The sequence below is a fragment of the Klebsiella sp. BIGb0132 genome, from assembly GCF_024810075.1.
GTDB classification, from domain to species: domain Bacteria; phylum Pseudomonadota; class Gammaproteobacteria; order Enterobacterales; family Enterobacteriaceae; genus Klebsiella; species Klebsiella terrigena.
This window is the reverse complement of sequence record NZ_JANUDW010000001.1, coordinates 1,306,935-1,331,867: the sequence shown is the minus strand read 5'-3', so window position 1 is coordinate 1,331,867 and position 24,933 is coordinate 1,306,935. Positions and strand designations below refer to the sequence as shown.

At 57.0% G+C, this 24,933-nt stretch carries 27 protein-coding genes; 14 read left to right on the top strand and 13 right to left on the bottom strand.

All coding sequences use genetic code 11. The features are described 5' to 3' along the window. Nucleotides 1-5: 5 nt before the first annotated feature. From M2416_RS06150 to acpH, 5 genes are all read right to left on the bottom strand, one after another. On the bottom strand, nucleotides 6-1,397 hold the full coding sequence (locus M2416_RS06150) for a PTS ascorbate transporter subunit IIC (RefSeq protein WP_259222703.1): 1,392 nt from the start codon (nucleotides 1,395-1,397) through the stop codon (nucleotides 6-8). Between the two features lie 20 nt (nucleotides 1,398-1,417). Beyond that, nucleotides 1,418-1,705: a PTS sugar transporter subunit IIB gene (locus M2416_RS06145; protein WP_041144277.1), complete on the bottom strand. Its 288-nt coding sequence runs from the start codon at nucleotides 1,703-1,705 to the stop codon at nucleotides 1,418-1,420. Nucleotides 1,706-1,710: 5 nt separating this feature from the next. After that, entirely contained in the window at nucleotides 1,711-2,154 is a 444-nt protein-coding gene (locus M2416_RS06140; protein WP_076944650.1) for a PTS sugar transporter subunit IIA, read from the bottom strand. 440 nt (nucleotides 2,155-2,594) lie between these two features. Next, on the bottom strand, nucleotides 2,595-3,197 hold the full coding sequence (locus tag M2416_RS06135; RefSeq protein WP_004858569.1) for a peroxiredoxin: 603 nt from the start codon (nucleotides 3,195-3,197) through the stop codon (nucleotides 2,595-2,597). A gap of 169 nt (nucleotides 3,198-3,366) precedes the next feature. After that, nucleotides 3,367-3,948 (bottom strand): ACP phosphodiesterase, encoded by a 582-nt coding sequence (gene acpH, locus M2416_RS06130; protein ID WP_076944651.1) that lies wholly within the window; start codon nucleotides 3,946-3,948, stop codon nucleotides 3,367-3,369. A 367-nt stretch (nucleotides 3,949-4,315) separates the two neighbouring features. Here acpH and queA point away from each other — a divergent pair, with 367 nt between their 5' ends. The 7 genes from queA to M2416_RS06095 all read left to right on the top strand — a co-directional run bounded on the left by queA (nucleotide 4,316) and on the right by M2416_RS06095 (nucleotide 11,344). Beyond that, nucleotides 4,316-5,380 carry a tRNA preQ1(34) S-adenosylmethionine ribosyltransferase-isomerase QueA gene (gene queA / locus M2416_RS06125; protein ID WP_041144280.1) on the top strand — a complete coding sequence of 355 codons (1,065 nt, stop codon included), beginning with the start codon at nucleotides 4,316-4,318 and terminating at the stop codon, nucleotides 5,378-5,380. A gap of 194 nt (nucleotides 5,381-5,574) precedes the next feature. Beyond that, nucleotides 5,575-6,702 carry a tRNA guanosine(34) transglycosylase Tgt gene (gene tgt, locus M2416_RS06120; protein WP_041144281.1) on the top strand — a complete coding sequence of 376 codons (1,128 nt, stop codon included), beginning with the start codon at nucleotides 5,575-5,577 and terminating at the stop codon, nucleotides 6,700-6,702. A gap of 22 nt (nucleotides 6,703-6,724) precedes the next feature. Further along, the gene (gene yajC, locus M2416_RS06115) at nucleotides 6,725-7,057 is read left to right on the top strand and encodes a preprotein translocase subunit YajC (RefSeq protein ID WP_041144282.1); all 333 of its coding nucleotides are present in this window, start codon (nucleotides 6,725-6,727) and stop codon (nucleotides 7,055-7,057) included. Nucleotides 7,058-7,082: 25 nt separating this feature from the next. After that, the gene (gene secD / locus M2416_RS06110; RefSeq protein ID WP_071844890.1) at nucleotides 7,083-8,930 is read left to right on the top strand and encodes a protein translocase subunit SecD; all 1,848 of its coding nucleotides are present in this window, start codon (nucleotides 7,083-7,085) and stop codon (nucleotides 8,928-8,930) included. A 10-nt stretch (nucleotides 8,931-8,940) separates the two neighbouring features. Next, nucleotides 8,941-9,912 carry a protein translocase subunit SecF gene (secF, locus tag M2416_RS06105; RefSeq protein ID WP_041144284.1) on the top strand — a complete coding sequence of 324 codons (972 nt, stop codon included), beginning with the start codon at nucleotides 8,941-8,943 and terminating at the stop codon, nucleotides 9,910-9,912. A 309-nt stretch (nucleotides 9,913-10,221) separates the two neighbouring features. Next, nucleotides 10,222-10,599: a VOC family protein gene (locus M2416_RS06100; RefSeq protein ID WP_259222692.1), complete on the top strand. Its 378-nt coding sequence runs from the start codon at nucleotides 10,222-10,224 to the stop codon at nucleotides 10,597-10,599. Between the two features lie 49 nt (nucleotides 10,600-10,648). Further along, on the top strand, nucleotides 10,649-11,344 hold the full coding sequence (locus M2416_RS06095; RefSeq protein WP_259222690.1) for a helix-turn-helix transcriptional regulator: 696 nt from the start codon (nucleotides 10,649-10,651) through the stop codon (nucleotides 11,342-11,344). Between the two features lie 51 nt (nucleotides 11,345-11,395). Here M2416_RS06095 and M2416_RS06090 read toward each other — a convergent pair whose 3' ends face one another. Together M2416_RS06090 and M2416_RS06085 are read right to left on the bottom strand one after the other, a co-directional pair. Further along, nucleotides 11,396-12,280, bottom strand: coding sequence for a nucleoside-specific channel-forming protein Tsx (locus tag M2416_RS06090; RefSeq protein ID WP_045854198.1), 885 nt, complete (start codon nucleotides 12,278-12,280; stop codon nucleotides 11,396-11,398). A gap of 293 nt (nucleotides 12,281-12,573) precedes the next feature. Next, the gene (locus M2416_RS06085) at nucleotides 12,574-13,116 is read right to left on the bottom strand and encodes a SadB/YajI family lipoprotein (protein WP_076944655.1); all 543 of its coding nucleotides are present in this window, start codon (nucleotides 13,114-13,116) and stop codon (nucleotides 12,574-12,576) included. 148 nt (nucleotides 13,117-13,264) lie between these two features. Here M2416_RS06085 and nrdR point away from each other — a divergent pair, with 148 nt between their 5' ends. The 6 genes from nrdR to pgpA all read left to right on the top strand — a co-directional run bounded on the left by nrdR (nucleotide 13,265) and on the right by pgpA (nucleotide 17,499). Then, entirely contained in the window at nucleotides 13,265-13,714 is a 450-nt protein-coding gene (nrdR, locus tag M2416_RS06080; protein WP_004858609.1) for a transcriptional regulator NrdR, read from the top strand. A 3-nt stretch (nucleotides 13,715-13,717) separates the two neighbouring features. Further along, nucleotides 13,718-14,821, top strand: a complete 1,104-nt coding sequence (ribD, locus tag M2416_RS06075; RefSeq protein ID WP_259222682.1) for a bifunctional diaminohydroxyphosphoribosylaminopyrimidine deaminase/5-amino-6-(5-phosphoribosylamino)uracil reductase RibD — start codon at nucleotides 13,718-13,720, stop codon at nucleotides 14,819-14,821. A gap of 197 nt (nucleotides 14,822-15,018) precedes the next feature. Continuing rightward, nucleotides 15,019-15,489 (top strand): 6,7-dimethyl-8-ribityllumazine synthase, encoded by a 471-nt coding sequence (gene ribH / locus M2416_RS06070; protein ID WP_041144290.1) that lies wholly within the window; start codon nucleotides 15,019-15,021, stop codon nucleotides 15,487-15,489. A gap of 22 nt (nucleotides 15,490-15,511) precedes the next feature. Then, nucleotides 15,512-15,931, top strand: coding sequence for a transcription antitermination factor NusB (nusB, locus tag M2416_RS06065; RefSeq protein ID WP_041144291.1), 420 nt, complete (start codon nucleotides 15,512-15,514; stop codon nucleotides 15,929-15,931). Between the two features lie 97 nt (nucleotides 15,932-16,028). Further along, nucleotides 16,029-17,006: a thiamine-phosphate kinase gene (gene thiL / locus M2416_RS06060; RefSeq protein WP_259222678.1), complete on the top strand. Its 978-nt coding sequence runs from the start codon at nucleotides 16,029-16,031 to the stop codon at nucleotides 17,004-17,006. Continuing rightward, nucleotides 16,987-17,499 (top strand): phosphatidylglycerophosphatase A, encoded by a 513-nt coding sequence (gene pgpA, locus M2416_RS06055; RefSeq protein ID WP_175636946.1) that lies wholly within the window; start codon nucleotides 16,987-16,989, stop codon nucleotides 17,497-17,499. Before thiL ends, pgpA begins: the two co-directional genes overlap by 20 nt. A gap of 58 nt (nucleotides 17,500-17,557) precedes the next feature. Here the strand turns inward: pgpA and M2416_RS06050 are convergent, their stop codons facing one another. The 4 genes from M2416_RS06050 to xseB all read right to left on the bottom strand — a co-directional run bounded on the left by M2416_RS06050 (nucleotide 17,558) and on the right by xseB (nucleotide 21,623). Next, nucleotides 17,558-18,532 (bottom strand): aldo/keto reductase, encoded by a 975-nt coding sequence (locus M2416_RS06050; protein WP_076944658.1) that lies wholly within the window; start codon nucleotides 18,530-18,532, stop codon nucleotides 17,558-17,560. 67 nt (nucleotides 18,533-18,599) lie between these two features. Then, complete coding sequence (gene dxs / locus M2416_RS06045; RefSeq protein WP_076944659.1) at nucleotides 18,600-20,462, bottom strand: 1-deoxy-D-xylulose-5-phosphate synthase; 1,863 nt, start codon at nucleotides 20,460-20,462, stop codon at nucleotides 18,600-18,602. 18 nt (nucleotides 20,463-20,480) lie between these two features. After that, entirely contained in the window at nucleotides 20,481-21,380 is a 900-nt protein-coding gene (ispA, locus tag M2416_RS06040; protein WP_076944660.1) for a (2E,6E)-farnesyl diphosphate synthase, read from the bottom strand. Continuing rightward, on the bottom strand, nucleotides 21,381-21,623 hold the full coding sequence (gene xseB / locus M2416_RS06035; protein WP_041144297.1) for an exodeoxyribonuclease VII small subunit: 243 nt from the start codon (nucleotides 21,621-21,623) through the stop codon (nucleotides 21,381-21,383). A gap of 285 nt (nucleotides 21,624-21,908) precedes the next feature. Here xseB and thiI point away from each other — a divergent pair, with 285 nt between their 5' ends. Further along, complete coding sequence (gene thiI, locus M2416_RS06030) at nucleotides 21,909-23,357, top strand: tRNA uracil 4-sulfurtransferase ThiI (RefSeq protein WP_259222670.1); 1,449 nt, start codon at nucleotides 21,909-21,911, stop codon at nucleotides 23,355-23,357. Nucleotides 23,358-23,458: 101 nt separating this feature from the next. Here the strand turns inward: thiI and yajL are convergent, their stop codons facing one another. Together yajL and panE are read right to left on the bottom strand one after the other, a co-directional pair. Continuing rightward, the gene (gene yajL / locus M2416_RS06025; RefSeq protein WP_259222668.1) at nucleotides 23,459-24,052 is read right to left on the bottom strand and encodes a protein deglycase YajL; all 594 of its coding nucleotides are present in this window, start codon (nucleotides 24,050-24,052) and stop codon (nucleotides 23,459-23,461) included. Beyond that, nucleotides 24,015-24,926, bottom strand: coding sequence for a 2-dehydropantoate 2-reductase (panE, locus tag M2416_RS06020; RefSeq protein ID WP_259222663.1), 912 nt, complete (start codon nucleotides 24,924-24,926; stop codon nucleotides 24,015-24,017). The genes yajL and panE overlap by 38 nt, the downstream gene beginning before the upstream one ends. Nucleotides 24,927-24,933: the final 7 nt, after the last annotated feature.

Sequence of the window (24,933 nt, the reverse complement as noted above, 5' to 3'; positions counted from 1 at the left end):
ACCGCTTATTCATTTTTCTTATCCGCAGTGAGCTCCTCATAGCTGAGGGTGTCACCGACCACGCGCACTGAGCGGAAGCAGAATGGCACCAGCAGCGCGGCCAGAAGCGCCAGGCAGATGAGATAGATCGTTATCTGACCAAACTGGGTGAAGGCATTACCGATGATGATGCCCCAGACCGCAAAGTCGAAGTCGGCGAAGGTGCTGTTCTCAAAGCCGAGGCTACCCAAAGCCGGAAGCAGCATCGCCGGAAGGAACGCAAGGAATATGCCGCCGATAAATGAGGCGATGACGCAGCCGCGTTTGCCGCCCAGCTTATCGGCAAAGACTCCGGAGGTTCCGCCGCAGAAGAAGTGCGGCACCATGCCGGGGATAATCAGCGCCATGCCAAATGCGCCGAGGAAAAGCATGCCGACCAGGCCGCCAACGAACGAGCTGATGAACCCCACGACAACGGCGGTTGGGCTGAAGGTGAAGAAGACGGCGCAGTCGACGGCGGGGATGGAGTTCGGTATCAGCTTCTGGCTGATCCCCTGGAACGCCGGGACGAGATCGCCGAGGATCAGCCGCACGCCGTTGTAGACGATGGCGACACCTACCGCGAACTGCAGGCCGGTAAGGATAGAGAAGATCAGCATATTCTGGTCGGTTATCGTCCGCAGGTACTCCGTGCCCGCGACGGCGCTGCAGACGAAGTAGATAACAAACATCACGATCCCGGTGGTGACCGTGGTGTCGCGCAGAAAGCCCCATTTCTCTGAGATTTCGGTATCGGCAAATGAATTTGCCGGATTACCGGTTTTCGTGGCGATCCAGGCCGAGATGTAATAGCCCAGCGAGCCGAAATGCCCCATCGCAATGCCGCCATCTTCGGTAACCTGTTTGGTGTAGCGTTGACCTATTGCCGGAGAAATGGCCGACCATGAGCCCAGCAGGAATCCGCCGATTAACACCAGCATCCAGCCGTGGAACTCTGCCGCCTGCAGCACCGCGGAGAACAGGCATGCCAGGAAGAAAGAGTGGTGCCCGGTGAGAAAGATATATTTGTACTTAGTGCAGCGGGCAATGAGCAGATTGAAAATAAAGCCTAAGAGCAAAATGCTCATGGTTTCCACGCCCAGCATTTTTTGCGCGACGGAAACAATGGCCTCATTATTAGGGATCACGCCGCGAATATTAAATCCGGCTTCAATAATACCGCCGAGAGGGTTGAGGTTTGCAACAATAACCCCGGCGCCGGCGCTTAACATCAGATAGCCTAATATTGGCTTAAGGGTCCCGGTCAGTAATTTATTACCCGGGGAGCGCAGCGCCACTAAACCGACAAATGCGATAATCCCCATCAGAAATGCGGGTTGACTAAATATTTCCGCTAAGAAGCTAAGAATAGCCTGCATGGTCGTTCCCTCAATAATGATTAAGAGTGAGTTGCAGCAATTTTGGTGAGTGCTTCAGTAATATCCTCGGCGATTTTTGCCTTGTGCACGTAGCTGCGAATAATGGCGACGTTGCAGCGTGCAGGAAACTGGTTTGCCAGCTCTTTAATTGTGACGTAGAGGTCGGCTTTTTCTCCTACCGCGTTGGCAAAATCAACGGAGGCCACGTCGGCTTTAATACCTAATTCATCACATATTTTTTTGACATTATTCGCAGCCATTAATGAACTGCCAATACCGTTACCACAAACCGTTCTGATAACTAACATAATGACTACTCCATTTGCTTTTGGATGAAATGTAATACTGAATTGGCGTCATGCTCCTGTTGAAGAAACGTGACCAGATCTGACTCAATCAGCGAGGCTATCAGCTGGATCATTTTGATATGGCTATTCGCATCCGCCCCGGCGATGGCGATAATGACGTTCACCGGATCAAACTCCTCGTGGCCAAATGCGATCGGCCGTTGGGTGGTGACTAAGGAAAAACCCGTCTGCAATGCGCCTTTTTCCGGTCGGGCATGAGGCATCGCCAGGCCGTAGTCGATAACAATCGCCGGGCCAAAATCCCGATACACCTCGACCATCGCATTAATATATTCCGGGCGACAAATATGTTGCCGGACAAGCAGCTCTCCTGCGAATTCGATCGCCTGCTCGGCTGTGGAAATATTTTGCTTAAGCGCAATTAATGTAGGGTTAAAAATAATGTCCATCATCCGATCCTTAATGCGTTCGTATTCCTGAACGAGATCATGAACAAATATATCAACAAAAATTACGCTTCAGATCACATATGGATTTTTAAATATTGAAGTTGATCACATCGAAGGGATGTTGGAAATATTTTATCTGAAAAAATAAAATTAATTATATCGTTATATATCAACGTGTTATTGGTTTTTAATTTTCTTGGGTAGGAAAGTCAGGAGTGGGGAAGTGAGCTTGCATCTTAATTTAAAACGGAAAAATGCAATGCCTGTCACAAATATCAGGCTATTTTTTCAGCAAAGTTTGAACGGGATTACAAAAAAAGCGTAGCGGAATGCTTTTACCTCTTTGCCGTCTCCGCGGCCTATTTCCAGCAGTAAAAAGAGGGGGCGTAAAGCAACAAAAAAGGCTCGCCGTGGCGAGCCTTTTTAAGAACGGCAGCCGATTACAGGCTGGAAACGTTCTCGGTCAGGTATTTAGCGACGCCTTCCGGAGAAGCGGCCATCCCTTCTTTACCTTTTTCCCACTGGGCCGGGCACACTTCGCCGTGCTCTTCGTGGAACTGCAGCGCGTCAACCATGCGCAGCATTTCGTCGATGTTACGTCCCAGCGGCAGGTCGTTAACCACCTGGTGGCGAACAACGCCGTTCGCGTCGATCAGGAAGGAGCCGCGCAGCGCAACGCCTTCGTCCGGATGTTCGATACCGTAGGCTTTCTGGATTTCACGCTTGATGTCAGCAACCATCGCGTATTTAACCGGACCAATACCGCCCTGGTCTACCGGGGTGTTACGCCATGCGTTGTGAACGAATTCGGAGTCGAAGGAAACGCCAACAACTTCTACGCCGCGCTTCTGGAATTCTTCATAACGTTTGTCAAAAGCGATCAGTTCAGACGGGCAAACGAAGGTGAAGTCCATCGGCCAGAAGAACAGTACGGTGGCTTTACCGTTGGTGTGCTGTTTGAAGTTGAATTTCTCAACGATTTCGCCGTTACCTAAAACTGCTGCCGCGGTAAAATCCGGAGCCTGACGAGTTACCAGAACCATATGATTCTCCTGTTAATACTAAGGTTAATTGAAACGCAACGCGGGCAAGTATAGGGGCAGGAGCGAGCGAACTCAACGTGAGGCTGACAATCGATGAGATAGGTTTTACCTATCAATCGATATCAAAGTGTGACCTTCAGAATAGTCTTTTTGTCAGCAAACGCAACCGTTAGAGTTCGCGATTTTTCGCCTGCGCCATCATGCGCGGATAAAAAAGCCAGAACTGCTGCTCCAGCTTGTCGTAGTGGGTATCGAGGTCCTGCCAGGAATCGCGCAGGGCGTCGAGGCGCGGGCGACGGCTGGCCATTCCGTTAAGGACGCGCTGGATAAAGGCCATATCCTCATAGCGCTCGAGCCAGCGCTCGGACCACATGTACTCATTGAGATTGACGAAGCGCGGCGGCGAATCCGGCAAAATGGTTGCCACCTGGGCATGAGCATAGCGGACGAACTCGCTGAGCGGCATATCGGGCGAGATGCGGTCCCAGTGGTGCGACAGAAAGTGATCCCACATGACGTCGAGCGTAATCGGCGCCACGCGCCGGGTCTGCGGACGAAACCACTGCCGGGCGGCCTTAACTTCCGCCAGATTGTCGGTCATGACGTCGATTCGCCGATGCATAAAGATGCCGTCAACGATCTCCAGGGGATAGTCCGACTGCGGATTGCCGCGGACGAAATCGGCCAGCAGATTGCCCGGCAGCGAGCTGTCGGCAAGGTGGGCTAAGTGCAGGTGTGCGAGAAAATTCATAATACGCGTTGTACTTCCGGTTGCATGTGCGTTGGCTTCTTTACTCGGTCCAGTCGTGGGCCTTGTTCTTCCCGATCGCTGAGTTGGCTAAGCGCCCGGGATTAATGAAGGATATCCATGCCCCTCTCCGGAGGCCAGGCCTCGGCAGGTTAAATTCGTTGCTGACGAATTTGCCTCCCGGTTGCCGCATGACTCGGCCGACGGCCTCGCCCTCATGGTGCCAGCGCAGGCGCCGTTCAAGGCACAGGCGCCTTGTCCTGCAGCGCGAATTATTTAGAGTATTATAACCGTGCTGCGGGGTAAAGGTTGCAGGGAGAACGCCCCGGCACTAGACTACCCGCCTCTTTATTTAGTCTGAGCCACCGTCATGCGCGTTACCGATTTTTCCTTTGAACTACCCGAATCCCTGATTGCCCACTACCCGCAGCCTGAGCGCAGTAGCTGCCGCTTGCTGTCGTTAGACGGGCCGACGGGCGCGCTGACGCACGGTACCTTCACCGATCTGCTCGATAAGCTTAATCCCGGCGATCTGCTGGTCTTTAACAATACCCGGGTGATCCCGGCGCGCCTGTTCGGGCGTAAGGCCAGCGGCGGCAAGATTGAAGTGCTGGTCGAGCGCATGCTGGATGACAAACGCATCCTGGCGCACATCCGCGCCTCGAAGGCGCCGAAGCCGGGCGCCGAGCTGCTGCTGGGCGATGATGAAAGCATCCAGGCGACGATGGTGGCACGCCACGACGCGCTGTTTGAAGTCGAGTTTAACGACGAGCGTCCGGTGCTGGATATCCTTAACAGCATCGGCCATATGCCGCTGCCGCCCTATATTGACCGCCCGGATGAAGAAGCCGACCGCGAGCTGTACCAGACCGTTTATAGCGTCAGGCCGGGCGCGGTAGCCGCGCCGACCGCGGGCCTGCACTTTGACGAGCCGCTGCTGGAAAAGCTGCGTGAGAAAGGCGTTGAGATGGCGTTCGTGACGCTGCACGTCGGCGCGGGGACGTTCCAGCCGGTGCGCGTGGACAGCATCGAAGAGCACATCATGCACTCCGAATATGCCGAAGTCCCGCAGGACGTGGTTGACGCAGTGCTGGCCGCCAAAGCGCGCGGCAGCCGCGTTATCGCCGTGGGAACGACCTCGGTACGCTCGCTGGAGAGCGCGGCCCAGGCGGCAAAAAACGATCTGATCGAACCCTTCTTCGGCGACACGAAGATTTTTATCTATCCGGGATATCAGTACAAAGCGGTGGATGCGCTGGTCACCAATTTCCATCTGCCTGAATCTACTCTGATTATGCTGGTTTCGGCGTTTGCAGGCTATCAGCACACCATGAACGCCTATAAGGCTGCGGTAGAACAAAAATATCGCTTTTTTAGCTACGGGGACGCGATGTTTATCACGTACAATCCGCGGGCTATTTTTGAGCGTCCGTAAGAAGGCAAATTCACCTGCCATTTTGACGCCGGGCAGCGCTCGCCATCCTCACGTACTGCATGTACGCTCCGGTGGCTGCGCGCTGGCCAACCCAAACTGGCTGCGCCGATAGCGCCTCCAGGTATTTTTAGCTATGGAATCATTCCGTAGCGAGTTGTTTAACGTCAGACTGTTTTTCTGACGCAGGAGTGATAATGAAATTTGAACTGGATACCACCGACGGTCGCGCCCGCCGCGGTCGCCTGGTGTTTGAGCGCGGCGTGGTTGAAACGCCTGCATTTATGCCCGTCGGGACCTACGGTACCGTTAAAGGGATGACGCCGGAAGAAGTTGAAGCCACCGGCGCGCAGATCATTCTGGGCAACACGTTCCACCTGTGGCTGCGTCCTGGCCAGGAGATCATGAAGCTGCACGGCGACCTGCACGACTTCATGCAGTGGAAAGGGCCGATTCTCACCGATTCCGGCGGTTTTCAGGTCTTCAGCCTCGGCGATATCCGCAAGATAACCGAGCAGGGCGTGCACTTCCGCAACCCGATCAACGGCGATCCTATCTTCCTCGATCCGGAAAAATCGATGGAGATTCAGTTCGATCTCGGCTCCGATATCGTGATGATCTTCGACGAATGTACGCCGTATCCGGCGGACTGGGACTACGCAAAACGCTCGATGGAGATGTCCCTGCGCTGGGCGCAGCGCAGCCGCGACCGCTTTGACGGCCTGGGCAACAAAAACGCGCTCTTCGGCATTATTCAGGGCAGCGTTTACGAAGATTTACGTGATATCTCCGTTAAAGGTCTGGTAGATATCGGCTTTGATGGCTACGCTGTCGGCGGTTTGGCTGTCGGCGAGCCGAAAGAGGACATGCACCGTATTCTCGAGCACGTCTGCCCGCAGATCCCGGCCGACAAGCCGCGATATCTGATGGGCGTCGGCAAGCCGGAAGATCTGGTTGAAGGGGTACGTCGCGGTATCGATATGTTCGACTGCGTTATGCCTACGCGTAACGCGCGTAACGGTCACCTGTTCGTCACCGATGGCGTCGTAAAAATCCGTAATGCGAAGCATAAAAGCGATACGGCGACGCTGGATGCCGAGTGTGATTGCTATACATGTCGCAATTATTCACGCGCTTACTTGCATCATCTCGATCGTTGCAACGAAATATTGGGCGCGCGCCTCAACACCATTCATAACCTGCGTTATTATCAGCGCTTAATGGCTGGTTTACGCAAGGCTATTGAAGAGGGTAAATTAGAGAGCTTCGTGGCCGATTTTTACCAACGTCAGGGACGAACCGTTCCTCCTTTGAACGTTGATTAATTTTAATAATGAGGGAATTTCAATGAGCTTTTTCATTTCTGATGCGGCAGCAGCAACCGGTGGCGCAGCGCAGAGCAGCCCGATGTCTCTGATCCTGATGCTGGTGGTGTTTGGTCTGATTTTTTACTTCATGATCCTGCGCCCACAGCAGAAACGCAGCAAAGAACATAAAAATCTGATGAGCTCCATCGCCAAAGGTGATGAAGTGCTGACGAATGGTGGCCTGGTTGGTCGCGTCACTAAAGTTGCCGAAAGCGGATACATCGCTATCGCACTGAACGACACCACTGAAGTGGTTATCAAACGTGACTTCGTAGCCGCCGTTCTGCCGAAAGGCACCATGAAGGCGCTGTAATCCACTTTTCCCTAAGGGAACTGCCGTGTTAAACCGTTATCCTTTGTGGAAGTACGTCATGCTGGTCGTCGTCATTGTCGTCGGCCTGCTGTATGCGCTCCCCAACCTGTATGGTGAGGATCCGGCCGTTCAAATCACTGGCGCGCGCGGCGTCGCCGCCAGTGAGCAAACGCTGATCCAGGTCCAGAAAACGTTACAAGAAGAAAAAATTACCGCTAAGTCTGTGGCACTGGAAGAGGGCGCAATTCTTGCGCGCTTCGACACCACCGATGTCCAGCTCCGCGCACGCGAAGTGCTGGTGGACGTGTTGGGTGATAAATACGTCGTGGCGCTGAACCTTGCTCCGGCAACCCCGCGCTGGCTGGCGGCTATCCATGCCGAGCCGATGAAGCTGGGTCTTGACCTTCGCGGCGGCGTACACTTCCTGATGGAAGTCGATATGGACACCGCGCTGGGCAAACTGCAGGAACAAAATATCGACAGCCTGCGCAGCGAGCTGCGTGATAAAGGCATTCCTTACTCCACCGTGCGTAAAGAAGACAATTTTGGTCTGAGCATCGCTTTCCGTGACGCTACCGCGCGCGATCAGGCTATCTCTTATCTTAGCCCGCGTCACCGCGACCTGGTTATCTCCACTCAGGGCAGCACCGGCCTGAAAGCGGTGATGACCGACGAGCGCCTGAAAGAAGCCCGCGAATACGCCGTGCAGCAGAACATCAACATTCTGCGTAACCGTGTAAACCAGCTGGGCGTTGCCGAGCCGCTGGTTCAGCGTCAGGGTGCCGACCGCATCGTGGTTGAGCTTCCGGGTATTCAGGACACCGCGCGCGCGAAAGAGATTCTTGGCGCCACCGCGACCCTGGAATTCCGTCTGGTTAACAGCAACGTTGACAGCTCTGCAGCCGCTTCCGGCCGCGTCCCTGGCGACTCTGAAGTGAAAAATACGCGTGAAGGTCAGCCGGTTGTGCTGTACAAACGCGTGATTCTGACCGGTGACCATATCACCGACTCCACTTCCAGCATGGACGAGTTCAACCAGCCGCAGGTTAACATCTCGCTCGATAGCGCCGGTGGTAACATCATGTCTAACTTCACCAAGGACAACATCGGTAAGCCGATGGCGACCCTGTTTGTGGAGTACAAAGACAGCGGTAAGAAAGATGCCAACGGTCGTTCAATTCTGGCGAAAGAGGAAGAGGTGATTAACATCGCCAACATCCAGTCTCGCCTGGGTAACAGCTTCCGTATTACCGGTATCAGCAACCCGAACGAAGCGCGTCAGCTCTCTCTGCTGCTGCGTGCCGGTGCGCTGATCGCGCCGATTCAGATCGTTGAAGAACGGACTATCGGCCCGACCCTGGGTATGCAGAACATCAAGCAGGGCCTGGAAGCGTGTCTGGCCGGTCTGGTGGTGTCTATCCTGTTCATGATCTTCTTCTATAAGAAGTTCGGCCTGATCGCGACCTCTGCGCTGGTGGCTAACCTGGTGCTGATCGTCGGTATCATGTCCCTGCTGCCTGGGGCGACGCTGAGTATGCCGGGGATTGCGGGTATCGTCTTAACCCTTGCGGTGGCGGTCGATGCGAACGTTCTGATCAACGAGCGTATTAAAGAAGAGTTGAGCAACGGGCGTTCCGTTCAGCAGGCAATTGATGAAGGTTACAGGGGCGCATTCAGCTCGATCTTCGATGCGAACATTACGACGTTGATCAAAGTTATCATCCTGTACGCGGTCGGTACCGGTGCAATTAAAGGGTTTGCTATTACCACCGGTATCGGTGTGGCAACCTCGATGTTTACCGCTATCGTCGGCACCCGTGCCATCGTGAACCTGCTGTACGGCGGCAAGCGCGTTAAAAAGCTGTCTATCTGAGGAGTGCGTTGTGGCACAGGAATATACTGTTGAACAATTGAACCACGGCCGTAAAGTCTATGACTTTATGCGCTGGGACTACTGGGCTTTCGGCATTTCCGGTTTTCTGCTGATTGCCGCCATTGTCGTGATGGGCGTGCGTGGCTTTAACTGGGGTCTCGATTTCACCGGCGGTACGGTGATTGAAATTACCCTCGAAAAACCCGCCGATCTGGACCAGATGCGCGAAGCGCTGCAGAAGGCGGGCTTTGAAGAGCCGCAGCTGCAGAACTTCGGCAGCAGCCGCGACATCATGGTACGTATGCCGCCGGTACATGATACCAACGTCAGCCAGGAGCTGGGCAGCAAGGTCGTGAGCGTGATTAACCAATCGACCAGCCAGGAAGCGACGGTTAAACGAATCGAGTTCGTGGGGCCGAGCGTCGGGGCCGATCTTGCGCAAAGCGGTGCGATGGCGCTGCTGGCGGCGCTGATCTGTATCCTGGTATACGTCGGCTTCCGTTTCGAATGGCGTCTTGCTGCCGGGGTGGTCATCGCCCTGGCGCACGATGTGGTCATTACGATGGGTATCCTCTCGCTGTTCCATATCGAGATTGATCTGACCATCGTTGCCTCGCTGATGTCGGTTATCGGCTACTCGCTGAACGACAGCATCGTGGTATCTGACCGTATTCGTGAAAACTTCCGCAAGATCCGCCGCGGTACGCCGTACGAGATCTTCAACGTGTCGTTGACCCAGACGCTGCACCGTACCTTGATCACATCCGGGACCACGTTAGTGGTGATCCTGATGCTGTATCTCTTTGGCGGTCCGGTTCTCGAAGGCTTCTCGCTGACGATGCTGATCGGTGTCTCCATCGGTACGGCCTCTTCTATCTACGTGGCGTCCGCACTGGCGCTGAAGCTGGGCATGAAGCGCGAGCATATGCTGCAGCAGAAAGTGGAGAAAGAAGGGGCGGATCAGCCGTCAATTCTGCCGTAAGGCAGTCCCGTTCTGATAACGCAATCCCGGCCGCAAGGCCGGGATTTTTTTATTACAGCGTCGCCAGTTTTGGCTACTCTTCATTATCCGCATGTGATGACAGGGAGTAACGCCCGCGGCCGTCGCAACCCGCTTCGCACTCCCCAACCGACCCTCCGGCACGCCCGGCCCTGCGCCTGCGCAAAGCCGTACAGGCTCCGGGTAGCGAAGAGGCGCTGTACGGCAGGGAAGCTAATCGCTACTGACACTACGCTGTCAGTAGCCCTGTCGTAGACTTCTCCTGAAGCCAAACAATGGACAGGAGGATGTATGAACAACGTAATTAACTGGTTTGAAATTCCGGTCGCCGATATGGATCGTGCGGTGGCGTTTTACGAGCCGGTGCTGCAGGTGACGCTGCGTCGGGAAAATATGGATAGCGCTGAAATGGCCGTGTTCCCGTACCAGGATCCGGCTCCCGGCGGCGCGCTGGCAAAATTTGACGGGGTTAAACCTGCCGATCAGGGATGTATTATCTATCTGCATACTGACAATCTGGCCGCGACGCTCGACCGCGTAAGCTCCGCCGGCGGGCGCTGCGTCTTTGGCCCGCTTGAGCTGTCGAAGGATATTGGCACCATCGCGCTGTTTATTGACAGCGAAGGTAATCGGATTGGCCTGCATCAACCGAAGAACCTGTCCCGTTAATGCTCAAAGACGCCTGCGGGACAGGCCCTAAACAGTAAGAGAAGAGAGAATGAGCCGACGCGCCGACCGCCTTTTTCAAATCGTGCAGATCCTGCGGGGGAGAAGGCTGACCACCGCCGGACTGCTGGCGGAGCGGCTCGGCGTATCGGAGCGCACCGTCTACCGGGATATCCGCGATCTGTCGCTCTCCGGCGTGCCGGTGGAGGGGGAGGCCGGCAGCGGATATCGCCTGCTGGCCGGCTACAGCTTGCCGCCGCTAATGCTGACGACCCAGGAGTCGGAAGCGCTGGTGGCCGCCATTCGGCTGCTGCAAACCTGGGGAGGCGAATCGCTGTCCCAGGCGCTGGAGTCGGCTCAGGAAAAGGTGCTGGCGATTTTACCTGAGGAGAGCCGGCGCAAGGCCGAGCAGTCGCGGCTGTTTGCGCCGGACTTTGGCGTTCAGGGCTACAGCAAGACGCAGTTCGATCTGGTGCATCGGGCGGTTTCTGGTCAGCGGGTGCTGGCGCTGCACTATCGCGATGAAGCAGGAAAGGTGTCGCAGCGTGAAGTGCTGCCGCTGGGGCTCTTTTTCTGGGGCGAGCGCTGGCTGCTGGTGAGCTGGTGCGAGCTGCGCGATGATTACCGCTGCTTTCGCCTCGACCGCTGTCTGGAAGTGGCGGCTACCGGGCGTCTTTTCAGCGAGCGGGCCGACCGTTCATTGAGTGATTTTCTGCGTAAGGTGAGGTGCGAAGATCGTGAGTCATAATGCGGGTCAATCGATATCCCCGGCGCAGAGGCCGGGGACCATCAGGCAGGATTAGAAGTTGTAACCCACCACGAAGTAACCACCCCAGCCGGTAGAGCGAACGTTGAAGTCGCCGTCACCAAAGTTCAGCTTCGCGTCGTTAGCCCACTGACCGCCGTTATGGAAGTAACGCGCCACTACCGAGTAGTGCCAGTGCGCGTAGTTCAGCGCCAGGATGTGGCTGGAGGCGATGGAGTTGCTGGTGCGCGCGTGTTTGCCGTTCTGGTCGTAGAAGTTGTCATCGCCCAGATCGGAGCCCCAGTCAAAGTTGGTGAAGCCGATGTAGCTCAGCGAGCCGCCCCACAGGTCGGTCAGCGGAACAAAGTATTTCACCTTGAAGCGGTAGCCATCCCACTCGTTTTCGTTGGATGCGCCGTAGTTCTGCCACTGGTATTTGGCGTAGACGTTGAGGGAGAGGCTCATCGGCAGGCCGGTATCGATGTCGGTACCGAGGCCCATATACCAGGTGCTCTGACGACCGGATGCGTTGCGGCCCATGTCGTAGATGTAGTTGTTAGCGAAATACCACTCTTTAAACGGACCGAAGCTCAGGTCGGTATTGGTCAGCTTATCGATAGAGAAACGCGGCTCAATTTCCATAAACAGCGGGGAACCGTGGTTCCAGATACCTTTCGCGTTGGTGTTACCGCCGAAGAATACCGGTGCATCCATGTAACCATAGAAATCAAACCAGTCTTTCTTGGCAAAGGCTTCGTATTCCAGGTAGGTATCGTTACGGATTTGTGGCCCAAAACGGGTGTGGTAGCTACCCACCACGTTTACACTCTGGTGCCACCAATCAGACAGGTACTGCGGTTTGTCGTTTTCTGCCGCGCCGGCAGTGAAAGATGCGGAGAGCGCCACAACGGCGCTTGCTGCCAGTAATGTTTTTTTCATAATGATGCCACTGTTTAAATTGAGCCAAAAGGCGTGAAGAAAATTGCCGAAGCGTTTCTAAATATTTCGTATTTCTGTGGCGTCTATTATAGAAATCATTGCTCACAAAAATACGTGTTGTTTCACAGATCGAAAACATACGTAATCGATTGCGTTCACGATTCTATGCATTTCTTGACAGAATGCCACTGAAATTCATCAGTGAGACCCATTTTTACTGAACTGTTGTGAAAAGTTGTAAGTGGATTTTAGGCGGGAAAAACCGGGCGTCAGAAACACCCGGTGGAAGCGGTCTACTGCGCGTCTGCGGGCTGAATATCGTGGATGCGTACGAAGCCTAGCTGTTCCGGCGTGACGCCGCTGAGGCGTAGCGGAATATCGACGTCGCTCGGTGCCAGAATGCTGGCGGGAGCGCTAATCAGCTGGTCGCGGACGTTGACTTCCCGGTAGCTCTCGGTGGTACCGCTGATCTGCCCGGAGGCCACGGTTGCGCTAAATGCCGGCAGCGGATCGTTTGATTCGCCCTGAATACGCAGGGTCAGGCGGGTGCCGTCGCCGTCGGGAGCGATATCGCGCAGCGACATCCGCAGGGTGCCTATCTGGCTGTTCAGCCGCGCCGGGGTTTTCGCGCCGGGCAGCAGGTAAACGCCGCTGCTGGACTTCGCGTTAAGGGCGTTTTGCTGGGTAATTTTCACCGTTTGCTGATTGAGCTGGGTCATCTCCTTGCTCAACGTGCTCACGCTCTGATTCATCTGGCGAACTTCGCTTTGTTGAGCGCAGGCGCTGAGCGTAAAAAGGCTACCCACAATCGCCAGCTGCAAATAACGTCTTGTCATGGTCGGGATTCCGTTAACAGAGGGATGCTTAATGGTAGATCGTTTGCATAAGCGCACTATAGATCCTTTGTCTCAAAAGCTCTTTCTTTGTAGTCGGGTCACTTCGCGGTAAACTACCTGCCAGTTTAACTTGATGCCAGGACGCGCTATGCACTGCCCTTTCTGTTTCGCCGTAGATACTAAAGTGATCGACTCTCGCCTGGTGGGGGAGGGCTCTTCTGTACGTCGTCGTCGGCAGTGCCTGGTCTGCAATGAACGCTTTACCACTTTCGAAGTGGCCGAGCTGGTGATGCCGCGAGTGGTAAAAAGCAACGACGTCCGCGAACCCTTCAACGAAGATAAGCTGCGCAGCGGGATGCTCAAAGCGTTAGAAAAGCGTCCGGTCAGCGCCGACGATGTAGAAATGGCGCTCAACCACATCAAAACGCATCTGCGCGGCACCGGTGAACGCGAAGTTCCCAGCAAAATGATCGGTAACCTGGTGATGGAGCAACTAAAGAAGCTCGATAAAGTCGCCTACATCCGCTTCGCTTCCGTCTATCGCAGTTTTGAAGACATCAAAGAATTCGGCGAAGAGATCGCCCGCTTACAGGATTAAGCCATGCATGACGAAATATACATGGCACGCGCGCTCAGGCTCGCCGCGCGCGGTCGCTTCACCACCCATCCAAACCCGAACGTCGGCTGCGTCATTGTTAAAGATGGCGAAATTGTTGGCGAAGGTTTCCACTACCGCGCCGGCGAGCCGCATGCCGAAGTGCACGCGCTGCGTATGGCCGGTGAAAGGGCCAAAGGCGCCACCGCCTACGTCACCCTGGAGCCCTGTAGCCATCACGGACGCACGCCGCCGTGCTGCGATGCGCTGATTGCCGCAGGCGTTGTGCGGGTGGTGGCCGCGATGCAGGACCCCAACCCGCAGGTCGCCGGGCGCGGTCTGTATCGCCTGCAGCAGGAAGGTATCGACGTCAGCCACGGCCTGATGATGGGCGAGGCCGAAGCGCTGAATAAGGGCTTCCTGAAGCGAATGCGCACCGGCTTTCCCTATATTCAGCTAAAAATGGGCGCCTCGCTTGACGGCCGCACGGCAATGGCCAGCGGCGAAAGCCAGTGGGTCACCTCCCCGCAGGCGCGACGCGACGTGCAGCGCCTGCGCGCGCAAAGCCACGCGATACTCACCAGCAGCGCCACCGTCCTCGCGGACGATCCGGCGCTGACCGTGCGCTGGGACGAGCTCAGCCCTGATATTCAGGCACGCTATCCGCAGGAGAATCTGCGCCAGCCGCTGCGTATTGTCATCGACAGCCAAAACCGCGTGACGCCGCAGCACCGCATCGTGCAGCAGGCGGGAGAAACGCTGTTTGCCCGCACCCGTCAGGACTCCCGCGAGTGGCCTGAGAACGTGCGCACTCTGCAGGTTCCGGAGCATAAAGGCCATCTCGATCTGGTGGTGCTGATGATGCAGCTGGGCAAGCAGCAGGTTAACAGCATCTGGGTGGAGGCCGGTCCTGCTCTGGCCGGCGCGCTGCTGCAGGCGGGGCTGGTGGACGAGCTTATCCTCTACATTGCGCCTAAACTGTTAGGAAGCGACGCGCGCGGACTCTGCGCGCTGCCGGGGCTTGAGAAGCTGGCCGACGCTCCCCATTTCAAATTCAACGAGATACGTCATGTAGGCCCGGACGTTTGCCTGCATTTAGTCAGCGCATGATCGCCCTGCCAGACGGGGAAACCGTGCCGCTACGCCTGATTATTCAGAATGCGACGAGACGGTCAGCGAGGGACGCAGCCTGAAGAGAGGCCGGGTCAGCCGCAGCTCACGTCAGTGCAGTTTGCAGGATGAAGTGTATAAAATATTATGGTAGAATCCGCCCCCCTTGCGGGGCCAAATGAACCCGAAGGAAGAGTATGAACATTATTGAAGCTAACGTTGCTACCCCGGACGCTCGCGTCGCCATCACCATTGCGCGTTTCAACAACTTTATCAATGACAGCCTGCTGGAAGGTGCTATCGACGCCCTGAAGCGCATCGGTCAGGTAAAAGATGACAATATTACCGTTGTTTGGGTTCCAGGCGCGTATGAGCTGCCGCTGGCGGCTGGCGCACTGGCAAAAACCGGTAAATATGACGCGATAATTGCGCTGGGTACGGTGATCCGTGGCGGTACCGCGCACTTTGAATATGTGGCTGGCGGAGCAAGCAATGGCCTGGCGCACGTCGCCCAGGAAAGCGAGGTTCCGGTAGCCTTTGGTGTTCTGACCACCGAAAGCATTGAGCAAGCCATCGAACGCGCTGGCACCAAAGCCGGTAACAAGGGCGCAGAAGCTGCGCTGACCGCGCTGGAAATGATTAACGTATTGAAAGCCATCAAGGCCTGAATTTTTTTGTAAGGGGAATTCCGTGAAACCTGCTGCTCGTCGCCGCGCCCGTGAGTGTGCTGTCCAGGCGCTTTACTCCTGGCAGTTGTCGAAAAACGACATCTCTGATGTTGAATACCAGTTCCTGGCGGAACAGGACGTTAAAGATGTCGACGTTCCGTATTTTCGCGAACTGCTGTCCGGAGTGGCGACTAACAGCGCATACCTCGACGGCCTGATGAAGCCGTACCTGTCCCGCCTGCTTGAAGAGCTGGGCCAGGTTGAGAAGGCGGTACTGCGTATCGCGCTGTTCGAACTGTCAAAACGTGACGATGTGCCGTACAAAGTCGCCATCAATGAAGCCATTGAGCTGGCGAAAACCTTCGGCGCTGAAGATAGTCATAAGTTTGTCAACGGCGTGCTGGATAAAGCAGCTCCGGCAATTCGTCCCAACAAAAAGTAAACTCCAGGTCGGGCTTTGCAGGACTCATCCTCGTGAACCCGGCCTTAGAGCCTATTTCGGTAGGCTCTCATTTTTTTCTTTTGCTGAGGCATAACGTATGGCATGCGGCGAATTCTCCCTGATTGCCCGTTATTTTGATCGCGTAAAAAGCATGCGTCTCGATGTGGAAACCGGCATTGGCGACGACTGCGCACTCCTGAACATTCCCGAGAAAAAAACGCTGGCAATCAGCACCGACACCCTGGTGGCGGGCAACCATTTCTTACCTGATATCGATCCTGCCGATCTGGCCTATAAAGCGCTGGCCGTTAATCTGAGCGACCTCGCGGCGATGGGCGCGGAGCCGGCGTGGCTAACGCTGGCGCTGACGCTGCCGGAGGTGGACGAGGCGTGGCTGGAGTCCTTCAGCGATAGCCTGTTTATGCTGCTCAACTATTACGACATGCAGCTGATCGGCGGTGATACCACCCGCGGCCCGCTGTCGATGACGCTGGGTATCCACGGCTTTGTGCCGCCGGGACGCGCCCTGAAGCGCTCCGGGGCGAAGCCCGGCGACTGGATTTATGTGACCGGTACGCCCGGCGACAGCGCCGCGGGGCTGGCAATACTGCAGGAGCGGCTGGCGGTGGGTGACGCCGCCGACGCCGACTATCTGCTGGCGCGCCATCTGCGCCCGATGCCGCGCGTGCTGCAGGGCCAGGCGCTGCGCGATCTGGCGAGCTCGGCTATCGACCTCTCCGACGGCCTGGTCTCCGATCTGGGCCATATCCTCAAAGCCAGCGGCTGCGGGGCGCGCATCGACCTTGACGCGATGCCGCTATCCGAGGCGATGCAGCGTCAGGTTGAGCCGGAGATGGCCCTGCGCTGGGCGCTTGCCGGCGGCGAAGATTATGAGCTGTGCTTTACCGTACCGGAGCTCAATCGCGGCGCGCTCGATGTGGCAATCGGCCAGCTCGGGGCGCGATTTACCTGCATCGGGCAGGTTTGCGCCGAAGCCGACGGCCTGCAGTTTTTGCAGGCAGGTAAGGCGGTGAAGCTTGATTTAAAGGGGTACGATCATTTTGGTACGCAGTAAAGATAGTGCAAAAAGTCGGCTGAACCTGCTTAACCCCTGGCATCTGCTGGCGACCGGATTCGGTAGCGGGCTAAGCCCCATCGTCCCCGGGACCATGGGGTCGCTGGCGTCGATTCCGTTTTGGTACCTGATGACGTTTTTGCCCTGGCAGATCTATTCGCTGGTGGTGATGATGAGCATCTGTATTGGGGTCTATATCTGCCACCGCACGGCCAAAGATATGGGCACTCACGATCACGGCAGCATCGTCTGGGATGAGTTTGTCGGGATGTGGATAACCCTGATGGCGCTGCCGACGCTCGACTGGCAGTGGGTAGCTGCCGGATTCGTCATTTTCCGCATTTTCGATATGTGGAAGCCGTGGCCGATTCGCTGGTTTGACCGTAATATTCACGGCGGAATGGGGATCATGGTCGATGATATCGTCGCCGGCGTGATTTCGGCGGGCGTGCTCTACGTCATAGGCCATCACTGGCCGATCGGCCTTATCTGACGGCAGAACCCCGGCGGCGCGATGCCTGCCGGGGTTCTGGCTTAACGCCGTCGGCGGGCTATTTGAATCCGACCACCGGATGCGGCCTGTACGGCGCTTCCAGCTTTTCTATCTGCTCCGGCGTCAGGGTTAAATCGACGGCGTTCAGCAGCTCATCCAGCTGATCCTGACGCGAGGCGCCGATAATCGGCGCGGCGACGCCGGGCTTGCTCAGCAGCCACGACAGCGCCACCTGCGCCCGTCCGACGCCCAGCTCCTCCGCCACCTCCGCGAGATTCGCCGCGATCAGCTCATCGTTGCTATCGCTGGCGCTATACAGCGACTGGCCAAACTCATCGGAGACCAGCCGCGCGGTGGTTTCTCCCCACGGGCGGGTGAGACGGCCGCGCGCCAGCGGGCTCCAGGGGATGACCGAGACCCCCGCGCGGTTGCACAGCGGCAGCATCTCGTTCTCTTCTTCGCGGTAGATCAGGTTGTAATGATCCTGCATGGTGACGAAGCGCGCCCAGCCGTGACGCTCCTGCAGCTCCAGGGCCTGGGCAAACTGACGGGCATGCATCGACGAGGCGCCGATATAGCGCGCCTTACCCGCCTTAACCACCTCGTTCAACGCTTCGAGGGTCTCTTCAATCGGCGTGGTGTAATCCCAGCGGTGGATTTGCAGCAGATCAACATACTCCATGCCCAGGCGCCGCAGGCTGTCGTCGATAGAGCGCAGGATCTGCGCGCGGGAGAGGCCTTCCGGCAGATCGCCCACCTGGTGATAAACCTTGGTGGCGACCACCACTTCGTCGCGGCGGGCAAAGTCGCGCAGGGCGCGGCCAACGATCTCTTCGCTGCTGCCTTCGGAGTAGCTGTTGGCGGTATCAAAAAAGTTGATGCCGCCTTCCAGAGCGCGCTGGATCAGCGGGCGGCTGCTCTCTTCCGGTAGCGTCCAGGCGTGTTTGCCCCGATCCGGCTCGCCGAAGGTCATGCAGCCAAGGCAAAGTCGGGAAACCCGGAGGTCGGTCGCTTCTGGGGTGATATATTGCATAGCTGCGCTCCTGCTCTTTGCTTAATGGAATTCCTTTAAGCATAGCAGGAGCGCTATCGGGGAGGGATCAGGCCAGCCAGGCGTTGATTTTGGCTTCGATACCGGCGGCATCGAGACCGAGGTCGACGTGAACTTCTTCCTGGGTTCCCTGGGGAATAAAGAAGTCCGGCAGACCGATATTCAGCACCGGCACCGCGCGGCGATGCGCCATCAGCAGTTCATTAACGCCGCTGCCCGCGCCGCCCATGATCGCGTTCTCTTCCAGCGTGACCAGCGCCTCATGCCCGGCGGCCAGCTGCAAAATCAGCGCGTTATCAAGCGGTTTCACAAAGCGCATATCCACCAGGGTGGCGTTGAGCTTGTCCGCCACCTGAGCGGCTTCCTTCAGCATGGTGCCGAAGTTAAGGATCGCAATTTTCTCGCCTTCGCGCTTCACCACGCCCTTGCCGATCGGCAGCGAGGCCAGCGGCTCCAGCGTTGCGCCGGTACCGGTTCCACGCGGATAGCGCACCGCGCTTGGGCCGTCGCCGTAGTGATAGCCGGTATACAGCATCTGGCGACATTCGTTCTCGTCGCTCGGCGTCATGATGACCATCTCCGGAATACAGCGCAGGAAGGAGAGATCGAAGGCCCCCTGGTGCGTCTGTCCGTCGGCGCCGACGATGCCGGCCCGGTCGATGGCAAACAGCACCGGCAGCTTCTGGATAGCGACGTCGTGAATCACCTGATCGTAGGCGCGCTGCAGGAAGGTGGAGTAAATGGCCACCACCGGCTTATAGTCACCGATAGCCAGCCCGGCGGCAAAGGTCACCGCGTGCTGCTCGGCGATAGCCACATCGAAATACTGGTCAGGGAATTTTTTCGAAAATTCGACCATCCCCGAGCCTTCGCGCATGGCCGGCGTCACGGCCATCAGCTTGCTGTCTTTCGCCGCAGTTTCGCACAGCCAGTCGCCGAAAATTTTCGAATAAGAGGGCAGGCCGCCGCTGCTTTTTGGCAGCACCCCGCTGGTATGGTCAAATTTCGGCACCGCGTGGAAGGTGATCGGGTCTTTTTCCGCCGGCTCATAGCCGCGGCCTTTTTTGGTCATAATATGCAGGAACTGCGGCCCTTTCAGATCGCGCATGTTCTTCAGCGTATTGACCAGCCCGAGCACGTCGTGACCGTCCACCGGTCCGATGTAGTTAAAGCCCAGCTCTTCAAACAGAGTCCCGGGAACCACCATGCCTTTGATATGTTCTTCGGTGCGTTTGAGCAGCTCTTTAATCGGCGGAACGCCTGAGAAGACCTTCTTGCCGCCTTCGCGCAGGGTCGAGTACAGCTTTCCGGAAAGCAGCTGCGCGAGATGATTATTCAGTGCGCCGACGTTCTCAGAAATCGACATTTCATTGTCGTTGAGCACCACCAGCAGGTCGGGTTTGATATCGCCCGCGTGGTTCATGGCCTCAAACGCCATCCCGGCGGTGATCGCCCCGTCGCCAATGACGCAGACCGCGCGCCGCTGCTTGTTTTCCTTCGCGGCGGCAATGGCGACGCCAATGCCCGCAGAAATGGAGGTCGATGAGTGTCCGACGCTCAGCACGTCATATTCGCTTTCGCCGCGCCACGGGAACGGATGCAGGCCGCCTTTCTGCCGAATAGTGCCGATTTTGTCACGGCGGCCGGTCAGAATTTTATGCGGGTAGGCCTGGTGGCCAACGTCCCAAATCAGGCGGTCGAAAGGGGTGTTATAGACGTAGTGAAGCGCCACGGTCAGTTCAACCGTGCCGAGGCCGGAGGCAAAATGCCCGCTGGAACGGCTGACGCTGTCCAGCAGATAGCGCCGAAGTTCGTCGCACAGCTTCGGCAGGCTATCTTTCGGCAACAAACGCAGCTCCTGGGTGGAATCTACCAGCGCCAGGGTCGGGTATTTGGCAATATCAAAACTCATCAGAGACTCATTTATTGTTTATTTATCACGCTGAATTATGTAATTCGCGAGCGCTTCCAGTGCCGTGGTATCCAGAGATTGCGCGGCCAGCTCATTTAGCGACTGGCGGGCGTCTTCAATCAGGCCGTGCGCTTTGTTTCGGGCTTGCTCAAGACCCAGAAGCGCGGGGTAGGTACTTTTGCCCAGCTGCTGATCGGCTCCCTGACGTTTGCCAAGGGTCGCAGTATCCCCTACCACGTCAAGAATGTCATCCTGGACCTGGAAGGCGAGACCGATATTTTCCGCATAGCGATCGAGCGCCGGCAGCGCCGCACGGCCGCGTTCGCCGGCGCTCAGGGCGCCCATGCGTACCGCCGCGCGAATCAGCGCCCCGGTCTTATGGCGATGAATGCGCTTGAGCGCCTCAAGGTCAACCTGCTGGCCTTCGGCTTCGAGATCCAGCGCCTGACCACCGCACATCCCGGCAACGCCGCTGGCCTGAGCCAGCTCGGAAACCATCGCCAGCCGGTCGCGATCCGGTACTTCCGGCATCGCCGCATCACTTAGTATAGAAAACGCCAGCGTTTGTAGGGCATCTCCGGCAAGAATTGCGTTGGCTTCGCCAAATTTAATATGGCAGGTAGGCAGACCGCGACGCAGATCGTCATCGTCCATGGCCGGCAGATCGTCATGCATCAGCGAATAGGCGTGGATGCATTCAACGGCCGCGGCCGGCGCGTCCAGGGTTGCACGGCTGACGCCAAACATGTCGCCGGTGGCGTATACCAGGAAGGGGCGCAGGCGCTTGCCGCCTAATAATGCGCCGTACTGCATGGCTTCAACCAGCGGAGTGTTCTGAAACGGCAGCGGCGCAAGAAAACGGCGCAGCGCGTCGTTGGCCTGCTCAACGCAGGCCTGAAGCTGTTGCGGGAAATCCATCTATTCAGCGTCCGGTGTAAAAGGCGTCAGCGGCGTATCTTCGCTCTCTGCCAGCAGAATTTGTACGCGCTGCTCGGCCTGTTGCAGCTTTGCCTGTCCCTGACGCGCCAGCTGCACGCCGCGCTCAAACTCACCGAGCGCTTCTTCTAACGGCAGAGCGCCGCTTTCCAGACGATTGACGATCTGCTCCAGCTCGCTCAGGGCGGTTTCAAAGCTGGCCGGGGCCTCATTTTTCTTTGGCATAGTGAATTTAGACTCTTGTTATGTCGCGACAGCAGTATGGTAACGAAGTCACGTGGTTAAGCAAATATGCGCCTTATCCGGCAAGCGATCCTGGCCTAAGCCTGACGGTCTCCCGGCGAACCTGTCGTTCCGGCGGCGGCAGATGATTTAGCGTAAAACACGCAATGCCGGGTGAAAAGCTTCCATTAGTGGTATACTCCGCGCCCTGGATGCAGGCACCGCGGTGCACTGCAGTACATCTTTTGCTTAAAGCCCTGTCGGGCTTGCCAACGAACTATTGTCGCCATGAAGTTTATCATTAAATTGTTCCCGGAAATCACCATCAAAAGCCAATCTGTGCGATTGCGCTTCATTAAAATCTTAACCGGGAACATTCGTAACGTTCTCAAAAACTATGATGAGACGCTCGCCGTCGTTCGTCATTGGGATCATATCGAAGTTCGCGCGAAAGACGAAAATCAGCGTCCGGCTATTCGCGATGCGCTGACCCGAATTCCCGGTATTCACCATATTCTCGAAGTCGAAGACGTCCCCTTCACTTCGCTGCACGATATTTTCGAGCAAACGCTGCCGCTGTGGCGCGAGACGCTGGAAGGCAAAACCTTCTGCGTGCGCGTGAAGCGTCGCGGTAAGCATGAGTTTACCTCTATCGAAGTGGAACGCTACGTCGGCGGCGGCCTCAACCAGCATATCGAGACCGCCCGCGTTAAGCTGACCAACCCGGATATCACCGTTAATCTGGAGATCGAAAACGATCGCCTGCTGCTGGTGAAAGGGCGCTATGAAGGCATCGGCGGTTTCCCTATCGGCACCCAGGAAGACGTGCTGTCGCTGATTTCCGGCGGCTTCGACTCCGGCGTTTCCAGCTACATGCTGATGCGTCGCGGCTGTCGCGTACACTACTGCTTCTTTAACCTCGGCGGCGCGGCGCACGAAATCGGCGTTCGTCAGGTTGCGCACTACCTGTGGAACCGCTTTGGCAGCTCCCACCGCGTGCGTTTTGTGGCGATTAACTTCGAGCCGGTAGTCGGTGAGATCCTCGAAAAAGTTGACGATGGCCAGATGGGCGTCGTGCTCAAGCGCATGATGGTTCGCGCGGCCTCTCAGGTAGCCGAGCGCTACGGCGTGCAGGCGCTGGTGACCGGCGAAGCGTTAGGCCAGGTATCCAGCCAGACGCTGACCAACCTGCGGCTGATCGATAACGTCTCCGATACGCTGATTCTGCGTCCGCTCATCTCTCACGATAAAGAGCACATCATCAACCTGGCGCGCGAAATCGGTACCGAAGATTTTGCCCGCACCATGCCGGAATACTGCGGCGTGATCTCGAAGAGCCCGACCGTGAAGGCGGTGAAGGCGAAGATCGAAGCGGAAGAGCAGAACTTCGATTTCAGCATCCTTGAGAAGGTGGTGGCGGAAGCCAATAACGTCGATATTCGCGATATCGCCCAGCAGACTCAGCAGGAAGTGGTTGAAGTTGAAACCGTCAGCGGTTTTGGCCCCAACGACGTGATCCTGGATATTCGCTCGGTTGACGAGCAGGATGAGAAACCGCTGAAGGTGGAAGGCGTCGACGTGGTTTCGCTGCCGTTCTACAAGCTGAGCACCCAGTTCGGCAACCTCGACCAGAGCAAAACCTGGCTGCTGTGGTGCGAGCGTGGCGTAATGAGCCGCCTGCAGGCGCTCTACCTGCGCGAGCAGGGCTTTGAGAACGTGAAGGTCTATCGCCCGTAGCCCGCGAAGCGTGACGGTCACCTCGCCCGGCGCGAGCGGGGGAAGTCCCGGATAGCGGCAGCGATGCCTTATCCGGGCGACCGAGCCTGACCCGTCGCGGATCAGGCTTCGTAGAAGTTATATATTCCCGCCGGTATTATCAGCTGTGAAGCGACCTCGTGCGCCTTCTCACGACTGACCAGCAGATCGATCATCTTGAGCGCAAAATCAATCGCCGTTCCCGGCCCCTGGCTGGTGAGCAGGTTAACCCGCGGATCCCAGACGACGCGCTTATCCTGCCACTGCCCGACGGGGATTTGCGCCTTCAGAGCCGGAAAGCCGGTCATGTTGCCGATGGGGAAAAGGTTGTGCGGGACCAGCACCGTGGCGGCAGCGGCGCAGATGGCGGCGACGATCCGCCCGGAGAGATGAAACTGGCGGACCGTTTCGACCAGCAGCGGGCTATCGCGGAAGTATTCCGCGCCCTTGATGCCGCCGGGCAGAACGATAATGTCATAGTCGCCGTCGGCAACCTCGACCAGCGGCGCATCGGCCAGCAGCTTAACGCCGCGCGAGCAGACAACGGTCAGGCTGCCGTCGCCGGCGACGCTGGCGGTGGTGACCTGCACGCCGCCGCGTACTAATAAATCGATAGCGGTGACCGCTTCCGTCTCTTCGCTACCAGGGGCGAGGCAAATCAGTGCCGACGCGCTCATATTCATTCTCCTTACGCTTGACCAGTTCAAACATGCGGGCGTTTTCCGGTACGGCAAGGCCGTGGGCGCGGGCGCGCTTGAGCAGAAAACCGGTGATATAGTCGATTTCCGTATGACGCTGAGCGCGGATATCCTGCAACATCGAAGAGATATTTTCTGCCGTACTTTCAATTACCTGATGGACATAAAATAGCAGGTTTTCCGGCGATGTATGTATGCCTTCGCGCTCCATCACCGCGGCAACTTCCCGGCAGATAGTCTCTACTTCCCCCGCCGCGTCGCGCAGATCGCCGTTTTTACAGTTTCGTAGCGCCGTCAGGGGATTAATCACGCAGTTGACCGCCAGCTTGCTCCATAGCGCCGGCTGGATATTATTGTGCCAGGCCACGTCGGGCAGGACGTTTTGCAGCGTATCGGCAAGCGCGCTGTAGTCCTGCGGATAGCCTTTCGCCGGGCCAATATGGGTGGTCCCGTTAGCGACGTGAACGATAACGTTGCCGTCGCGCCGCGCGGCCTGGGTGGTTGACGCCAGCAGCAGGGGCTGGGTGACGCCTTTGAGCTCGTCGACGGTGCCCATTCCGTTATGGATAAGCAGTATCGGGGAGGAGGCGGGCAGGCGCTCGGCGAGGTTCTTTACCGCCGTAGAGACCTGCCAGGCCTTCAGGGTAACCAGCAGCAGGTCGCTGCTGGCGAGAAAATCGGGATCGTTAGCGGTTAACGATTCGTTGAAAATGCTGCCGTCACTCTCGACCAGATTGACGCTGCAGAAAGGCTGTGGGACGCGCAACCACCCCTGGACTTCGTGTCCATGTTTACACAGCGCGGTCAGCCATAGCTGCCCAAGCGCACCGCATCCGAGTACGGTTACCTTCATTAATCCT

Excerpts from the sequence above, each read along its gene's own strand:
- M2416_RS06150 (WP_259222703.1), bottom strand. The coding sequence starts at position 1,397 with ATGCAGGCTATTCTTAGCTTCTTAGCGGAAATATTTAGTCAACCCGCA.
- M2416_RS06145 (WP_041144277.1), bottom strand. The coding sequence starts at position 1,705 with ATGTTAGTTATCAGAACGGTTTGTGGTAACGGTATTGGCAGTTCATTA.
- M2416_RS06140 (WP_076944650.1), bottom strand. The coding sequence starts at position 2,154 with ATGGACATTATTTTTAACCCTACATTAATTGCGCTTAAGCAAAATATT.
- M2416_RS06135 (WP_004858569.1), bottom strand. The coding sequence starts at position 3,197 with ATGGTTCTGGTAACTCGTCAGGCTCCGGATTTTACCGCGGCAGCAGTT.
- acpH (WP_076944651.1), bottom strand. The coding sequence starts at position 3,948 with ATGAATTTTCTCGCACACCTGCACTTAGCCCACCTTGCCGACAGCTCG.
- queA (WP_041144280.1), top strand. The coding sequence starts at position 4,316 with ATGCGCGTTACCGATTTTTCCTTTGAACTACCCGAATCCCTGATTGCC.
- tgt (WP_041144281.1), top strand. The coding sequence starts at position 5,575 with ATGAAATTTGAACTGGATACCACCGACGGTCGCGCCCGCCGCGGTCGC.
- yajC (WP_041144282.1), top strand. The coding sequence starts at position 6,725 with ATGAGCTTTTTCATTTCTGATGCGGCAGCAGCAACCGGTGGCGCAGCG.
- M2416_RS06100 (WP_259222692.1), top strand. The coding sequence starts at position 10,222 with ATGAACAACGTAATTAACTGGTTTGAAATTCCGGTCGCCGATATGGAT.
- M2416_RS06095 (WP_259222690.1), top strand. The coding sequence starts at position 10,649 with ATGAGCCGACGCGCCGACCGCCTTTTTCAAATCGTGCAGATCCTGCGG.
- M2416_RS06090 (WP_045854198.1), bottom strand. The coding sequence starts at position 12,280 with ATGAAAAAAACATTACTGGCAGCAAGCGCCGTTGTGGCGCTCTCCGCA.
- M2416_RS06085 (WP_076944655.1), bottom strand. The coding sequence starts at position 13,116 with ATGACAAGACGTTATTTGCAGCTGGCGATTGTGGGTAGCCTTTTTACG.
- nrdR (WP_004858609.1), top strand. The coding sequence starts at position 13,265 with ATGCACTGCCCTTTCTGTTTCGCCGTAGATACTAAAGTGATCGACTCT.
- ribD (WP_259222682.1), top strand. The coding sequence starts at position 13,718 with ATGCATGACGAAATATACATGGCACGCGCGCTCAGGCTCGCCGCGCGC.
- ribH (WP_041144290.1), top strand. The coding sequence starts at position 15,019 with ATGAACATTATTGAAGCTAACGTTGCTACCCCGGACGCTCGCGTCGCC.
- thiL (WP_259222678.1), top strand. The coding sequence starts at position 16,029 with ATGGCATGCGGCGAATTCTCCCTGATTGCCCGTTATTTTGATCGCGTA.
- M2416_RS06050 (WP_076944658.1), bottom strand. The coding sequence starts at position 18,532 with ATGCAATATATCACCCCAGAAGCGACCGACCTCCGGGTTTCCCGACTT.
- dxs (WP_076944659.1), bottom strand. The coding sequence starts at position 20,462 with ATGAGTTTTGATATTGCCAAATACCCGACCCTGGCGCTGGTAGATTCC.
- ispA (WP_076944660.1), bottom strand. The coding sequence starts at position 21,380 with ATGGATTTCCCGCAACAGCTTCAGGCCTGCGTTGAGCAGGCCAACGAC.
- xseB (WP_041144297.1), bottom strand. The coding sequence starts at position 21,623 with ATGCCAAAGAAAAATGAGGCCCCGGCCAGCTTTGAAACCGCCCTGAGC.
- thiI (WP_259222670.1), top strand. The coding sequence starts at position 21,909 with ATGAAGTTTATCATTAAATTGTTCCCGGAAATCACCATCAAAAGCCAA.
- yajL (WP_259222668.1), bottom strand. The coding sequence starts at position 24,052 with ATGAGCGCGTCGGCACTGATTTGCCTCGCCCCTGGTAGCGAAGAGACG.
- panE (WP_259222663.1), bottom strand. The coding sequence starts at position 24,926 with ATGAAGGTAACCGTACTCGGATGCGGTGCGCTTGGGCAGCTATGGCTG.